At 62.2% G+C, this 14,462-nt stretch carries 13 protein-coding genes; 1 reads left to right on the plus strand and 12 read right to left on the minus strand.

Annotated elements, in window-relative coordinates:
• Positions 1-47: 47 nt before the first annotated feature.
• The 9 genes from ACIOAU_RS09795 to ACIOAU_RS09835 form a co-directional block, all read right to left on the minus strand.
• Entirely contained in the window at positions 48-842 is a 795-nt protein-coding gene (locus ACIOAU_RS09795; RefSeq protein WP_401181634.1) for an energy transducer TonB, read from the minus strand.
• A 348-nt stretch (positions 843-1,190) separates the two neighbouring features.
• Entirely contained in the window at positions 1,191-2,180 is a 990-nt protein-coding gene (locus ACIOAU_RS09800) for a sulfate/molybdate ABC transporter ATP-binding protein (protein WP_101315337.1), read from the minus strand.
• A gap of 3 nt (positions 2,181-2,183) precedes the next feature.
• Positions 2,184-3,056, minus strand: a complete 873-nt coding sequence (gene cysW / locus ACIOAU_RS09805; RefSeq protein WP_101315335.1) for a sulfate ABC transporter permease subunit CysW — start codon at positions 3,054-3,056, stop codon at positions 2,184-2,186.
• Positions 3,057-3,069: 13 nt separating this feature from the next.
• Positions 3,070-3,888 (minus strand): sulfate ABC transporter permease subunit CysT, encoded by an 819-nt coding sequence (cysT, locus tag ACIOAU_RS09810; protein ID WP_101315333.1) that lies wholly within the window; start codon positions 3,886-3,888, stop codon positions 3,070-3,072.
• Positions 3,889-3,977: 89 nt separating this feature from the next.
• Positions 3,978-4,985 (minus strand): sulfate ABC transporter substrate-binding protein, encoded by a 1,008-nt coding sequence (locus ACIOAU_RS09815; protein ID WP_101315331.1) that lies wholly within the window; start codon positions 4,983-4,985, stop codon positions 3,978-3,980.
• A gap of 49 nt (positions 4,986-5,034) precedes the next feature.
• The gene (gene oscA, locus ACIOAU_RS09820; RefSeq protein WP_101315329.1) at positions 5,035-5,217 is read right to left on the minus strand and encodes a sulfur starvation response protein OscA; all 183 of its coding nucleotides are present in this window, start codon (positions 5,215-5,217) and stop codon (positions 5,035-5,037) included.
• A 178-nt stretch (positions 5,218-5,395) separates the two neighbouring features.
• Positions 5,396-8,452 (minus strand): efflux RND transporter permease subunit, encoded by a 3,057-nt coding sequence (locus ACIOAU_RS09825; RefSeq protein WP_101315327.1) that lies wholly within the window; start codon positions 8,450-8,452, stop codon positions 5,396-5,398.
• Positions 8,449-9,516, minus strand: a complete 1,068-nt coding sequence (locus ACIOAU_RS09830) for an efflux RND transporter periplasmic adaptor subunit (protein WP_101315325.1) — start codon at positions 9,514-9,516, stop codon at positions 8,449-8,451. The genes ACIOAU_RS09825 and ACIOAU_RS09830 overlap by 4 nt, the downstream gene beginning before the upstream one ends.
• Entirely contained in the window at positions 9,513-10,601 is a 1,089-nt protein-coding gene (locus ACIOAU_RS09835) for an efflux RND transporter periplasmic adaptor subunit (RefSeq protein ID WP_101315323.1), read from the minus strand. Before ACIOAU_RS09835 ends, ACIOAU_RS09830 begins: the two co-directional genes overlap by 4 nt.
• Positions 10,602-10,805: 204 nt before the next feature.
• Here ACIOAU_RS09835 and ACIOAU_RS09840 point away from each other — a divergent pair, with 204 nt between their 5' ends.
• A complete protein-coding gene (locus ACIOAU_RS09840; RefSeq protein WP_220632881.1) occupies positions 10,806-11,261 on the plus strand; it encodes an REP-associated tyrosine transposase in 456 nt (151 codons plus the stop codon).
• Between the two features lie 215 nt (positions 11,262-11,476).
• On the opposite strand, the gene ACIOAU_RS09845 is transcribed toward ACIOAU_RS09840, so the two are convergent.
• The 3 genes from ACIOAU_RS09845 to potA are packed head-to-tail and all read right to left on the minus strand — an operon-like array spanning position 11,477 to position 14,426.
• Positions 11,477-12,370 (minus strand): ABC transporter permease subunit, encoded by an 894-nt coding sequence (locus tag ACIOAU_RS09845; protein WP_101315320.1) that lies wholly within the window; start codon positions 12,368-12,370, stop codon positions 11,477-11,479.
• Positions 12,367-13,287: an ABC transporter permease subunit gene (locus tag ACIOAU_RS09850; RefSeq protein WP_101315318.1), complete on the minus strand. Its 921-nt coding sequence runs from the start codon at positions 13,285-13,287 to the stop codon at positions 12,367-12,369. Before ACIOAU_RS09850 ends, ACIOAU_RS09845 begins: the two co-directional genes overlap by 4 nt.
• Complete coding sequence (gene potA / locus ACIOAU_RS09855; protein WP_101315316.1) at positions 13,284-14,426, minus strand: polyamine ABC transporter ATP-binding protein; 1,143 nt, start codon at positions 14,424-14,426, stop codon at positions 13,284-13,286. The genes ACIOAU_RS09850 and potA overlap by 4 nt, the downstream gene beginning before the upstream one ends.
• Between the last annotated feature and the right edge of the window lie 36 nt (positions 14,427-14,462).

Here is a 14,462-nt window from a genome sequence, read left to right on the forward strand (position 1 = left end):
CCTATGTTCGGTCGGTATACGGTTCAGGTGCATGTTCAGGGGTGTAATCAGCGCAGCTTGAAGTCGATCGGCACACTTACCCAGCCGGACTGGGCGACATCGCCCTGCTTGGCCGGGACAAAGCTCCAGCGCTTGACGGCCGCCAGTGCGGCGTCGTCGAGGGCCGGGCGGCCACTGCTTTTCTGAATCTGGATCTGGCCGGGCTTGCCGCTGGCCATGACCTCGACCCGCAGCAGCACGGTGCCTTCCCAGCCGCGGCGTTGGGCCATCTGCGGGTATTCCGGCGCCGGGTTCTTCAGGTAGGCAGCGTTGGCCGACGGCGGCGTGACCGGCGCTGGCGCCGGTGGAGCTGGCGTTGGCGCAGGTGCTGCAACTGGCGGCGGCGGAGTTTCCACCGGTTTCGGCACGGGCTTGGCGACAGGCTTTGGCACCGGCTTGGGTTTCGGTTTAGGCACAGGCTTGGGTGCAGGTTTGGCCGCCAGCTCATCGACCGGCGGCGGTGGCGGCTCGACTACCGGAGGCGCTGGCGCAGGCGGTGGCGGTTCGACCACGGGCGGGGCCGGTGCGGCAAACTCGATGGTCATGGGTGGGATCTGCGGTGGCACGACCGGTAACGGCGGGGTCGGGCTCTGGCTGATCCAGTACGCCGCCGCGCCATGCAACGCCACTACCAGCAGGGCCAAGGCCCATTTGTCGCGGCGCTTGAGGCCGCTGACCGGCGTGCGTTGCAGGCGCAGCTGGCCGAGCGGCAGACGAAGCGTGCGTCCAAGCTCGACCAGGTCGCCCGGGGCCGGGCGCCATGGCTGGTCGTAGGCCCTGACGGCCGTATGGACATTACCCATTGATCAAACTCCTGGGGTCTCGATTCATGGCTGAATCATCGGTGCCAGACGCTTATCTCTGAAAGTAATGTTTAAAAGTAAACTTAGAACTTTATTGAATATTGGTATTAGGGGGAAGGCCGCAGCCCGCGTGGTTCGTGGGCTGGCCGTGAGGGCGGGGATTTTGATGCCTGGGCGGCATTTGAAATATTCCTGGAAGGCATTGGTCTTGCGGGGGATGGGGCTGCTTTGCAGCCCCATCGCGACACCAGGCCGCTCCTACAGAGGCCGCGCCGTGTCAGGGACTGCGCGGTTCCTGTAGGAGCGGCCTGGTGTCGCGATTGGGCCGCAAAGCGGCCCCAGAATGGATCAGATATCAGCCACCTTCTGCCAAACCTTGGGCCGGAAGAACAACGTCTCGCCCCGCGCCAGCCCGGTCAGGCTGTCATGGTCCTTGACCACCTCGGCTTCGATCAGCTCGCTCTGCCCTTCCACCTTCAAGGTCACCCGCGTGGTCGCGCCCAACGGCCGAATATCACGCACCTCGGCCGCATGGTGGCCTTCGGTTTCATGCCGCGACAACGACACCTCGTGTGGGCGGAACAGAACATGGTTGCCTTCACTCAGGCTCATGCGGTTGGAGTCACCAAGGAAGTGATAGACGAAGTCGTTGGCTGGCTTTTCATACACCTCACCCGGCGAGCCGATCTGCTCGATCACGCCCTTGTTCATCACCACGATGCGGTCGGCGACTTCCATCGCTTCTTCCTGGTCGTGGGTAACGAATACCGAGGTCAGGTTGATGTCTTCGTGCAGCCGCGCCAGCCAGCGGCGCAGCTCTTTACGCACCTTGGCATCCAGCGCACCGAACGGCTCGTCGAGCAGCAGTACCTTGGGCTCGACCGCCAGGGCGCGAGCCAGAGCGATACGCTGACGCTGGCCGCCGGACAGCTGCTCGGGGTAACGGTCGGCCAGCCAGTCGAGCTGGACCATGTTCAACAGCTCATGGACCTTCTCGGCGATGCGGCTTTCGCTCGGCCGCTCGCCCTTGGGCTTCATGCGCAGGCCGAAAGCGACGTTGTCGAACACGCTCATGTGGCGGAACAGCGCGTAATGCTGGAACACGAAGCCGACGTTGCGATCACGCACGTCATGCCCGGAGACATCTTCGCCATGGAAGACGATGCTGCCATCGTCCGGCGTCTCGAGGCCGGCGATGATCCGCAGCAGGGTGGTCTTGCCGCAGCCCGACGGGCCGAGCAGAGCCACCAGCTCGCCGCTGTTGATATCCAGGTTGATGTTGTCCAGAGCCTGGAAGCTGTTGAAGCGCTTGCTGACGTTACGAACTTCGATCGACATGAATTATTCCTCCGCTGCGCTTTGGCGCAGACGGTTAATACGGTTCTCGCTCCACTGCTTGAGCAGCAGGATGAAGAGCGCCAGGATCAGCAGCAAGCTCGCCACGCTGAACGCCGCGACGTGGTTGTATTCGTTGTAGAGGATTTCGACGTGCAGCGGCAAGGTGTTGGTAACCCCGCGGATATGCCCGGAGACCACCGACACCGCACCAAACTCGCCCATCGCTCGCGCAGTACACAGCACCACGCCGTAGATCAGGCCCCATTTGATGTTGGGCAGGGTCACGTGCCAGAACATCTGCCAGCCATTGGCGCCAAGCAGGCGCGCGGCCTCTTCCTCTTGAGTGCCCTGCTCTTGCATCAGCGGGATCAGCTCACGGGCTACGAATGGCACGGTAACGAAGATGGTCGCCAGGACGATGCCCGGCAAGGCGAACACGATCTGGATGTCGTGATCCTGCAGCCACGGCCCGAAGAAGCCCTGCGCGCCGAACATCAGCACATAGACCAGACCGGCGATTACCGGTGACACCGAGAACGGCAGGTCGATCAAGGTCACCAGGATGCTCTTGCCGGCAAAGTTGTACTTGCTCACGCACCACGCCGCACTGACCCCGAACAGCAGGTTCAGCGGCACCGAAATGGCCACCGCGAGCAAGGTCAGCCTGAGCGCCGACAGTGCATCGGGCTCGAAGATCGCCTCGAAGAACGTACCGAAGCCGTTCTTCAGCGCTTGGGAAACCACGATCACCAGCGGCAACAGCAGAAACAGCGCAAACACCAGCCAGGCCGAAATGATCAGCACCCGCCGTGAGGTGGCGCTGCCGCGGCGGGCGGCGTTGGCGGCGGCCGTTGCGCCTAGAGTTGAAGCAGACATGGGCGGTCCTCCTTCAAGGGGTTTCGATGCGCCGCTGAAGCAAGTTGATCAGCAGCAGCAGAATGAAGGAAACCACCAGCATCAAGACGCCGATGGCAGTAGCGCCGGTGTAGTCGTACTGGTCGAGCTTGACCATGATCAGCAACGGCAAGATTTCGGTCTTCATCGGCATGTTGCCGGCAATGAAGATCACCGAGCCGTACTCGCCAACACCGCGAGCAAAGGCCAGCGCGAAGCCGGTCAACCAGGCCGGCAGCAGCGCCGGCATGAGGATATGGCGGAATACCTGCAACGGTTTCGCGCCCAGGCAGGCAGCCGCTTCTTCGACTTCTCGGGGGATGTCCGCCAGCACCGGCTGCACCGTCCGCACCACAAATGGCAGGGTGACGAAGGTCAGCGCCAGGGTGATACCCAGCGGCGTGTAGGCGATCTTGAAACCGAGGTCGGTGGCGAACTGCCCGACCCAGCCGGACGGCGCATACAGCGCGGTCAGGGCGATGCCGGCGACTGCCGTGGGCAAGGCGAACGGCAGGTCGATCATCGCGTCGATGATCTTGCGCCCGGGGAAGGTGTAGCGCACCAGCACCCAGGCCAGCAGGGTGCCGATGATGCCGTTGATGATGGCGGCGAACAGGGCAGTGCCGAAACTCAGTTTCAGCGCGGCAATCACTCGCGGGGCGCTGATGATGTTCCAGAACTGCTCCCAGGTCAGCTGCGAGGCATGCACGAACATGGCCGCCAGCGGTATCAGCACGATCAGGCTGAGGTACACCAAGGTGTAGCCCAGAGTCAGCCCGAAGCCGGGTATGACGGGGGATATACGACGTGACATAAAGGTCCCTGGTTTAACGCATCAAGCCCGGGACAAGTCCCGGGCCCATGCAGGCTACTGAAGCTCCAGTGCGGCACTGTACTGCCGAGTTACTGCGCCTGGTAGATCTGATCGAACACACCGCCATCGTTGAAGAATTTCGGCTGTGCAGTTTTCCAGCCGCCGAAGTCCTTGTCGATGGTCACCAGGTCAAGTTTGGGGAATTGCTTGCCATATTCGGCAGCCACTTTCTGGTCACGCGGACGGTAGAAGTTCTCGGCGGCAATTTTCTGCCCGGCCGGGCTGTACAGGTACTTGAGGTATTCCTCGGCGATCTGCTCGTTGCCTTTCTTCTGCGCGTTCTTGTCGACCACTGCCACTGGCGGCTCGGCGAGGATCGACAGCGAAGGCACGACGATTTCGAACTTGTCGCCGCCGCCATCTTCCTTCAAGGCCAGGAACGCTTCGTTTTCCCACGCCAGCAGCACATCGCCCTGACCATTGTTGACGAAGGTGATGGTCGAGCCGCGCGCGCCGGTGTCCAGCACAGGCACGTGCTTAAACAGCTGCTGCACGTATTCCTGGGCCTTGGCTTCGCTGCCGCCGGCTTTCAGGCCATAGGCCCAGGCGGCGAGGAAGTTCCAGCGAGCGCCGCCGGAGGTTTTCGGGTTGGGAGTGATCACCGACACGTCGTTCTTGACCAGGTCGCCCCAGTCCTTGATGCCTTTCGGGTTGCCTTTGCGCACCAGGAAGACGATGGTCGAGGTGTACGGTGTGCTGGCGTCCGGCAGGCGGGTCTGCCAGTTCTCTGGCAGAGTCTTGCCGAGCTTGGCGATTTCGTCGATGTCGCCGGCCAGGGCCAGGGTCACCACGTCGGCGCGCAGGCCGTCGATCACCGCGCGACCTTGCTTGCCCGAGCCGCCATGGGATTGCTGAATCTTGACCTTGTCATCCGGGTGCGCCTGCTGCCAGTGCTTGATGAACTCGGCGTTGTACTGCTGATACAGCTCACGGGTTGGGTCATAGGACACGTTGAGCAGTTCGTAGTCCTTGGCGATGGCGGAACCGGCAAACACGGCACTGGCCAGAGCGGCGAGCGCATAACGGCGGATGGACATGGTGAAGCTCCCGAATTGGCTTTTTTTCTAATTGGTAAGTAGTGCGCGATCAGCCGGTCTTGTTGCCGGGCTGCTGCAGGCGGAACTTCTCCTTGCGCTCGATCTGCACGACCTGAGCGTTATGCACGGTGATCTCCACCGCGCCGAAGCGCAGGTCGCGCAGGGCGGCCTGGATCTCACGCAAAATGGTCGCTTCGTCCTGACCGTCGATGCTACGCAGGGATGCACTCATGCTCGTTCTCCTGTGAGTGAAGTGCCGGGCAGGGGTTTGAAGGGGATTTGCGCCTGGCTTGAAGCTGATAATAGTGAGGCGCGGATATTCTTAAAAATACTATTTAAGAATGTTTATATAACCAAAATCAGAAAGGCCATTGCGCTGGGCAATGGCCTTTTCTGAACGGCGCGCGGTATCAGCTGGAGGACTGTTCTGGCTCGCGAATCTTGTACCAAGCCACATACAGCGCCGGCAGGAACAACAGCGTCAGCAGCGTTGCACTGATGATGCCGCCAATCATGGCGTAGGCCATCGGCCCCCAGAACACCTCGCGGGCAATCGGGATCATGCCCAGGCTGGCCGCCGCTGCGGTAAGCAGGATCGGCCGGCGGCGATGGTTGGTCGCCTCAAGCACCGCCGCCCAGGGCGACAGGCCCTGCGCTTCGAATTCGTCGATCTGGGTGACCAGGATCACCGAGTTGCGGATGATGATGCCGATCAGCGCCAGGATTCCGAGGATCGCCACAAAGCCCATTGGCGTACCCGTCGGCACCAGCGCCAGCACCACCCCGATCAAGCCCAAGGGCGCCACGCTGACCACCAGGAACAGCTTCTGCACGCTGTGCAGCTGGATCATGAGGAAAGTCGCCATGAGGAACAGCATCAACGGGATAACCTGGCCAATTGGCCCCTGCGCCTTGCCGCTCTCCTCGACCGTACCGCCGGTGGCCACTTCGTAGCCCGGCGGCAACTTGCTGGCGAACTCTTCGATATCCGGCTTGAGCTGTTTGACCAGGTCGGTCGGCTGGATATCACCGTTGACCGAGGCCTTGATGGTGATGGTCGGCTTGCGATCGCGGCGCCACACCAGCGGCTGCTCCAGCTCGTAGCGCACCGTGGCAATCGACAGCAGCGGGATCGAGGTGCCGTTGGGAGTCAGTATCTGCAGGTTCTGCAAGGTATCGGGCGAGCCGCGCTCGCTGTCTTCGGCGCGGGCGATCACGTCGACCAGGTAGATGCTGTCGTTGACCTGGGTGATCGGCACGCCGCTGACAATGCTGTTCATCACATTGGCGACGTCTTCGGACGACAAGCCCAACTGACGCGCCTTGTCCTGAGCGATCTCGACCCGTAGGACTTTGCCCGGCTCGTTCCAGTCGAAGATCATCTCGCCTATGTGCTGATTGCTGTCGAGCAGGGTCGCCAGGTCGATCGCGTGCTTGCGCACCAGGTCGATGTCCTTGCCGCTGATCCGGTACTGGATTGGCCTGCCCACCGGCGGGCCCATCTCCAGCGACTGCACATTGCTGCCAATGCCGACGAAGTCTTCGCGCAGCAACTTGCGCAGCCGGTCCATCAGCCCGGCACGCTCCTCCAGGCCTTTGCTGACGATCACCAGCTGGGCGTAGTACGGGTTCTGCAGCTGCTGGTCGAGCGGCAGGTAGAAACGGATCGCGCCCTGGCCGATGTAACTGCTCCAGTGCACCAGATCGGGGTCGTCCTTGATCTTCGCTTCAAGCCGATCGACCACCTTCTGGGTCTCCTCGATCGAGGCGTTTTGCGGCAGGTTGAGGTCGACCAGGATTTCCGGGCGGTCCGAGGACGGGAAGAACTGGTTCTGCACAAAGCGCATCGAAAACAGCGCCAGAGCGAAGATCAGCACCGTGCCGATGATCGTCCACCAGCGGTTGCGCATGCACCACAGCAAACCATGCTCGAAGGCACGACCGACGCGGCCGGTCTTGGCTTCGTGTTCCTTGACCTTGTTGGCCTTGAGGATATGCACGCCGAGTACCGGGGCGAAGAAAACCGCCACCACCCACGACACGATCAACGCCACTGCGATCACCGCGAACAGGGTGAAGGTGTACTCGCCGGCAGAGCTGGCGTTGAGCCCGATGGGCACAAAGCCGGCCACCGTGACCAAAGTGCCGGTCAGCATCGGGAAGGCCGTCGAGGTATAGGCAAAGGTGGCCGCCTGCTCCTTGGTTTCGCCCATTTCCAGGCGCGTGACCATCACCTCGACGGTGATCATCGCGTCATCCACCAGCAGGCCGAGGGCGATGATCAGGGCACCCAGCGAGATCCGCTGCATGGTGATGCCGCTGTATTCCATGAACAGGAACACCATCGCCAGCACCAACGGGATCGAGCACGCCACCACCAGCCCGGCGCGCACGCCGAGGCTGACGAAGCTTACCGCCAACACGATCAGTACCGCCTCGAACAAGGCACTGGTGAAGCCGCCAACTGCCTTCTTCACTACCACGGCCTGATCCGACACGGTGTGCACACCAACCCCGACCGGCAGGTTGGTGATGATCTGGTCCATCTTGGCTTTCATCTCGGCGCCGAACGCCTGGATGTTGCCGCCGGCTTTCATGCCAATGGCCAGGCCAATCGCCGGCTGGCCGTTGTAACGGAACATCGGTGCAGGCGGGTCGGTATAGCCGCGCTGGATATTGGCGATGTCGGCCAGGCGGAAGAAGCGATCATTGATCCGCAGGTTGACGCCCTCGAGGTCTTTCTCGGAGCTGAACTGGCCGCTGGTGCGCACCGAAATCCGCTCAGGGCCGGCCTCGATCACCCCCGCTGGGGTAACTGCGTTCTGTGCTTGCAGAGCCTGCATGACCTGGCGCTGGTCGATCCCCAGTGCCGCCAGTTTGCGCGTCGAGAAGTTCAGGTAGAGCACTTCGTCCTGCACGCCAAACAGCTCGATCTTGCCGATATTGGGCACTTCGCGGGCTTCGGCGCGGGCCTGCTCGACGTAATCGCGCAGTTGCCGCTGGCTCAGGCCATCGGCGGTGAAGGCATAGATGGTGCCGTAAACGTCGCCGAATTCATCGTTGAACGCCGGGCCCTGAATACCTTTGGGGAACTGGCCGCGAATGTCGTCGATCTTCTTGCGCACCTGGTACCAAATGGCCGGGATATCCGGCGCCTTGGTGGTATCGCGCAGATACACATAGACCGTCGACTCACCGGGGCGGGTATAGCTTTTGACGTAATCGAGCGAGTCCAGCTCTTCGAGCTTTTTCTCGATGCGGTCAGTGACCTGATTGAGCGTCTCGTCCTGGGTCGCGCCGGGCCAGCGGGTCTGGATGACCATGGTCTTGATGGTGAACGACGGGTCTTCTTCACGGCCCAGGTTGAAGTAGGAGAACACCCCCATCAGCACACTGACGAACATCAGGTACCAGACAAAGGACTGATGCTTGAGCGCCCATTCGGACAGGTTGAAGCTTCCTTTCATTGCGCATCCTCGTCAAAGCTGACCGGCTGGCCGGGCTTCAAGCTGTTCACGCCGGCAGTCACCACGCGCTCGCCCGGCTGCACGCCGGAGGCCACGACGATGCTGCTGGCGGTGCGGTCGATCAGGGTCACGTCGCGCAGGGCCACGGTCTTTTGTTGAGTGTCGAGGACCCACACCTGGGTCTTGCCGTCGCGTTCGAGCAAGGCGCTCAGCGGCAACTCGCTACGCGGGGTGACCGCCGAGGACAGGTTGACGCTGATCGCCGTGCCCAGGTGGAACGCTGCGGGGGTACTGGCCAGGGTCAAACGCGCACGCCGGGTGCGGGTGGTGGCGTCGGCTTGCGGCTCCAGCTCGCGCAGGGTCGCGGTGGTATTGACCGCAGGGTCGAGCTGCGCGGCAACAGTGAAAGTCAGGTCTTTGCTCAATTGTTCGGCCAGGCCGATTGGCAGGTCGATGACCGCCTCTTTGACGTCGGGGCGGGCCAGCGTGACCACTTCCTGGCCAGCGCTGACGGTTTGCCCGGCCTCGGCACGCCACGCGGTGACCACCGCGGCGTTGTCGCTGCGCAGGGTGCTGTAGTCGAGTTGGTCGCGGGCCTGGCTGACTGCGGCGCGCGCTTGTTCGAGCGAGGCACCGGTGGTTTTCAAGTCGGTCTGGGCGATGTCCAGTTGCGCCTGGGCGCCAACGCCACGGTCGTACAGCTGCTGCTGGCGGCGGGCATTGGCCTGGGCATTGATCCACTGCGCCTGGACCCGCGCCAGGTCGCCCTCGGCGGCACGCAACTGGTTCTGTTGATCGGTCGGGTCGAGGGTGGCGAGGATATCGCCCGGTTTGACCTGGGCGCCGACATCGAGCCAGCGCCGGGCGATCCGTCCTGACACGCGAAAGCCCAGGGTGCTTTCATAGCGGGCCTGGATCGTCCCGGCGAAGCGCCCCAACTGCGCCTGCACCTGCGGCTGGACCACGGTCGACAGCACCGGGCGGACCGGTTCGGCAGCCTCCTCGTCCTTGCCACAGCCGCCCAGCAGCGCAGCCGAGCAGAGTATCAGCAGCACTGCTTTCATGGCGCGGCGCCTCCGTCCTTGGCGTTGACTTTCTCGACCTGCATACCGGGGTGCAACAGCTGCCCGCCACTGACCACCACGGTCTCGCCGCCTTTGACGCCATCGGCAATCACCACTCTGCCGGTGAGATAGCGGCCGACCTGGACTGGGCGCAGTTCAACCTTGTCGCCCTCACCGACCACCCACACTGCCGGCTCCTTGAGCGCCTTGGTCAAGGCCGACCACGGCAGTTCGATGCTCGGCCGGCCCTGGGTGCGGCCGCTGGCGGTGACAGGCGAGCCGAGTTGCATGCCGGCGGGCACACTCTGCAGGGCGACCTTGATCTGCACCGTGCCGCTGTCGGCGGACACCGTCGGGGTCACTTCGCGCACCTGGCCCTGCGCCTGCACCTGCGGGTTGTCGAGCAGCTTCACGATCACTGGCGCGTCGCTGGGCGGCGCCATCAGCAGCGATTCGTAGACGTTGAAGACCGCATCGCGATCACCGTCCACGGCCAGGCCAAAGATCGGCATGGTCGCCTGCACCACCTGGCCAACCTCGGCCTGGCGCGAGGTGATGACGCCATCGGCGTCGGCAACCAGCGCGGTGTAGCTCAGTTGCTCCCTGGCATTGGCCAACTGCGCCTGAGCGGCCTTCAAAGCACTTTGATTGCCGCGCAGCGCCGCCTCGGCAGAATCATATTCGCTGCGGCTGGTATAGCCCTTGGGCAGCAGTTTCTGCTGGCGAACGAAGGCCGCGCTGGTCTGGGTTACCCGCGCCTGCGCAGCAAATACCTCGGCCTTGGCCGAGTCGACGTTGTTCTGCAGGTCCTTGGGATCGAGCCGCGCCAGCACCTGGTTGGCCTTGACGTGATCGCCGACGTCGACGCTGCGCGAGATGATCTTGCCGCCGACCCTGAAAGACAGGTCGGTCTGCACACGCGCCTGCACGTCACCGGTAAGGGTCACGTTGGCGGCAAAATCTGTGGTCTGGACTTGCTGTACACCTACTCTGGGCAGTTCCGGCGGGGCAATTTCTTCTTTGCAACCCACCAATAGCGACAAATAACCCAGGCAAGCGACCGACAATAGGCGCCTCAACGGCATGCGTGCTCCTTGCTTGCGCGCGAATGGTTCGAGGGATGCGACTGTTAGCGTAGATCAGGGTTCCGCAATCGGCACTGATAGGGGTCAGTCAGCCTGACTGATCCTGTAAAGAGTCACGAATGTCATACCCGGAAACGAGAAGCACCGCGTTCTCCATGCGGCAACGGCTACGGTTCAAGAGGGCGTCAAACTCAAGGAAGAACCATGACATTCGCCGAATCCTACCTGCTGCGCCGTGGCCGCTGGTCCGAGCCTGGCAGGCGTTATTTACTGACCACGGTCACTCATCAGCGTGAAGCGCTGTTTGGTCAATTACACACAGCACGCATCGTTGTGCAGCAGCTGCGTTTGTCAGATCAGGAACAGGACTGCCAGTCGTTGGCCTGGGTGGTGATGCCAGATCATGTGCATTGGCTGATCGAATTGAAGTCGGTGACGCTGGGGACTTTGATGCGCAGGTTCAAGTCGAGATCCAGTCTTGCCTTGCACAAGGCCGGCGTTCGCTATGGGCCGGTTTGGCAAGCCGGGTATCAGGATCGGGCGCTGCGTAGGGAAGAAAGCATGCGCAGTGTAGCGACGTATATCGTTGAGAACCCAGTACGGGCCAAGCTTGTCGACAGCATTGGCGATTACCCGCATTGGGATACGCTCTGGCAGTAATTCCGTGTCGTGGCCTTCGCGGGTAAACCCGCTCCTACAGGGTTCTGAGGAACTCATGAAAATGAGGTGACCCAGCAAGCACGGATCACTCACACACCATTGAAAGCTGAGCGGTATCGGGGCCGCCACTGGCACCGCGATGCCCTTGAAACGATCGCGATGCCTGTGGGAGCGGGTTTACCCGCGAAGGGCCGCGAAGCGGCCCCCGAGGTAGGTCAGACGGACGCTGCAGTCTGCGCCGGGCGACGTACCTGAGGCTGGCCAACGCTTGCCGCTGCACCCTCCTCGATAGCCTGCTGGATGGCCTTGCGGCGGTGCTCTTCAGCGCGGCGGCTGAAGTACCAGACCATGAAGGTCACCAGCGATACCGACAGCAGGATCAGGCTGGCCACGGCGTTGATCTCGGGTTTGACCCCGAGCCGCACTGCCGAGAACACTTCCATCGGCAAGGTGGTCGAGCCTGGCCCGGAGACGAAGCTGGCCAGTACCAGGTCATCCAGCGACAACGCGAACGACATCATGCCGCCCGCCGCCAGCGACGGCGCGATCATCGGGATGGTGATCAGGAAGAACACCTTCCACGGCTTGGCACCGAGGTCCATAGCCGCCTCTTCGATCGACAGGTCCAGTTCACGCAGGCGCGCCGACACCACTACCGCCACGTAGGCTGCGCAGAACGTGGTGTGGGCGATCCAGATGGTGACGATGCCGCGCTCCTGCGGCCAGCCGATCATCTGCGCCATGGCCACGAACAGAAGCAACAGCGACAGACCGGTGATCACCTCGGGCATGACCAACGGCGCCGTGACCAGGCCACCGAACAGCGTGCGGCCCTTGAAGCGGGTGACCCGGGTCAGCACGAACGCGGCCAGGGTACCCAGCGCCACCGCGGCGACCGCGGTGTAGCAGGCGATCTCCAGCGAGCGCATCACCGAGCCCATCAGCTGGGTGTTGTCGAGCAGACCGATGTACCACTTCAGCGACCAGCCGCCCCATACCGTTACCAGCTTGGAGGCGTTGAACGAGTAGATCACCAGGATCAGCATCGGCAGGTAGATGAACAGCAAGCCGAGCACCAGCATCAGCTTGGAAAAACTGAAACGCTTCATGCTCTGCCCTCCATCTCTTTGGCCTGGCTACGGTTGAAAAGCAGGATCGGTACGATCAGGATCGCCAGCATCACTACCGCCAGCGCCGAGGCTACCGGCCAGTCACGGTTGTTGAAGAATTCCTGCCACAGCACTTTACCGATCATCAGGGTTTCCGGGCCGCCGAGCAGTTCCGGAATGACGAACTCACCCACCACCGGAATGAACACCAGCATGCAGCCGGCAATGATGCCGTTTTTCGACAGCGGCACGGTGATCTTCCAGAAGCTGTTGAAGGTGCTCGAACCGAGGTCCGAAGCGGCTTCCAGCAGGCTCTGGTCGTGCTTCACGAGGTTGGCGAACAACGGCAGGATCATGAACGGCAGGTATGAATAGACCACGCCGATATACACCGCCAGGTTGGTGTTGAGGATCTGCAGTGGCTGATCGATCAGGCCGATCCACATCAGGAAGCTGTTGAGCAGCCCGTTGTTGCTGAGGATGCCCATCCAGGCGTAGACCCGGATCAGGATCGCGGTCCAGGTCGGCATCATGATCAGCAGCAGCAAGACCGTCTGGCTTTCCTTGCGCGCGTTGGCGATGGCATAGGCCATCGGATAACCGATCAGCAGGCAGAGCACGGTGCTGATGAAGGCCATCTTCAACGAGCCGAGGTAGGCCGAGATATACAGCTCATCCTCGGTCAACAGCCCATAGTTGGCCAGGTTGAGCACCAACTGAATCTTGTCTTCGACGTAGGTGTAGATCTCGGTGTACGGCGGGATCGCCACGTCGGCTTCGGCAAAGCTGATCTTCAACACGATGAAGAACGGCAGCATGAAGAACAGGAACAGCCAGATGAACGGCACGCCGATCACCAGGTGCCGTCCCTCCGGGACCAGCCGCTGGAAGGCTCGCTTGAGCTTGCGGATTTTCATGAGCGCAGTACCACGCCGCTGTCGTCTTCCCACCACACGTAGACTTCGTCGCCCCAGGTTGGGCGGGTGCCCTGGCGCTCGGCGTTGGCCACGAACGACTGGACGATCTTGCCGCTCGGCAGCTCGACGTAGAACACCGAGTGGCCGCCCAGGTAGGCGATGTCATGCACCTTGCCGCGCGACCAGTTGTATTCGTAGCTCGGCTGCTCGGTGGTGACCAGCATCTTCTCTGGACGCAGCGCGTAGAGGATGCTCTTGTCCTCGACCGAGGTGGAAACACCGTGGCCGACGTAGATATTGCGCTCAAGCTCGGGGCTGGCGATCAGCGCGTGGCCCTCGGCGTCGTCGACCACCTGCCCTTCGAACAGGTTGACGTTGCCGATGAACTCACACACCAGGCGGCTGGTGGGGGTTTCGTAGATGTCGATCGGCGAGCCGATCTGAGCGATCCAGCCCAGGTGCATGATGGCGATGCGCTCGGCCATGGTCATGGCTTCTTCCTGGTCGTGGGTCACCATCACGCAGGTCACGCCGACCCGCTCGATGATCTGCACCAGTTCCAGCTGCATCTGCGAGCGCAGCTTTTTGTCCAGCGCGCCCATCGGCTCATCGAGCAGCAGCAATTTCGGCCGCTTGGCCAGCGAGCGCGCCAGCGCCACCCGCTGGCGCTGGCCACCGGACAGCTGATGCGGCTTGCGCTTGGCGTACTGGGTCATGTGCACCAGCTTGAGCATCTCGTCCACGCGGGCGTCGATCTCGGCCTTGGGCATCTTGTCCTGCTGCAGGCCGAAGGCGATGTTCTGCGCCACGGTCATGTGCGGGAACAAGGCGTAGGACTGGAACATCATGTTGATCGGCCGCTCGTACGGCGGCATGTCGGTGATGTCGACGCCATCCAGATAGATGCGCCCTTCGCTCGGCCGCTCGAACCCGGCCAGCATGCGCAGCAGGGTCGATTTACCGGAGCCGGAGCCACCCAGCAGGGCGAAGATCTCGCCTTTGCGGATTTCCAGGGACACATCGTCCACGGCAATTGTTTCGTCGAACTTCTTCGTGACCCGGTCGATCTTGACCAGCACCTGCTTGGGTTGCTGGCCACCCTCGAGGGCTTTCTTATAGGCACTGGAGGCAACTGCCATGAGTGAAACTCCCAACAAGATTTTTAAGCCCGCCCT

The sequence above is a fragment of the Pseudomonas sp. NPDC088322 genome, assembly GCF_044740745.1.
Lineage (GTDB): Bacteria > Pseudomonadota > Gammaproteobacteria > Pseudomonadales > Pseudomonadaceae > Aquipseudomonas > Aquipseudomonas shirazensis.

Excerpts from the sequence above, each read along its gene's own strand:
- oscA (WP_101315329.1), bottom strand. The coding sequence starts at position 5,217 with ATGAGTGCATCCCTGCGTAGCATCGACGGTCAGGACGAAGCGACCATT.
- cysT (WP_101315333.1), bottom strand. The coding sequence starts at position 3,888 with ATGTCACGTCGTATATCCCCCGTCATACCCGGCTTCGGGCTGACTCTG.
- ACIOAU_RS09840 (WP_220632881.1), top strand. The coding sequence starts at position 10,806 with ATGACATTCGCCGAATCCTACCTGCTGCGCCGTGGCCGCTGGTCCGAG.
- ACIOAU_RS09800 (WP_101315337.1), bottom strand. The coding sequence starts at position 2,180 with ATGTCGATCGAAGTTCGTAACGTCAGCAAGCGCTTCAACAGCTTCCAG.
- ACIOAU_RS09795 (WP_401181634.1), bottom strand. The coding sequence starts at position 842 with ATGGGTAATGTCCATACGGCCGTCAGGGCCTACGACCAGCCATGGCGC.
- ACIOAU_RS09845 (WP_101315320.1), bottom strand. The coding sequence starts at position 12,370 with ATGAAGCGTTTCAGTTTTTCCAAGCTGATGCTGGTGCTCGGCTTGCTG.
- ACIOAU_RS09835 (WP_101315323.1), bottom strand. The coding sequence starts at position 10,601 with ATGCCGTTGAGGCGCCTATTGTCGGTCGCTTGCCTGGGTTATTTGTCG.
- cysW (WP_101315335.1), bottom strand. The coding sequence starts at position 3,056 with ATGTCTGCTTCAACTCTAGGCGCAACGGCCGCCGCCAACGCCGCCCGC.
- ACIOAU_RS09815 (WP_101315331.1), bottom strand. The coding sequence starts at position 4,985 with ATGTCCATCCGCCGTTATGCGCTCGCCGCTCTGGCCAGTGCCGTGTTT.
- ACIOAU_RS09825 (WP_101315327.1), bottom strand. The coding sequence starts at position 8,452 with ATGAAAGGAAGCTTCAACCTGTCCGAATGGGCGCTCAAGCATCAGTCC.
- potA (WP_101315316.1), bottom strand. The coding sequence starts at position 14,426 with ATGGCAGTTGCCTCCAGTGCCTATAAGAAAGCCCTCGAGGGTGGCCAG.
- ACIOAU_RS09850 (WP_101315318.1), bottom strand. The coding sequence starts at position 13,287 with ATGAAAATCCGCAAGCTCAAGCGAGCCTTCCAGCGGCTGGTCCCGGAG.
- ACIOAU_RS09830 (WP_101315325.1), bottom strand. The coding sequence starts at position 9,516 with ATGAAAGCAGTGCTGCTGATACTCTGCTCGGCTGCGCTGCTGGGCGGC.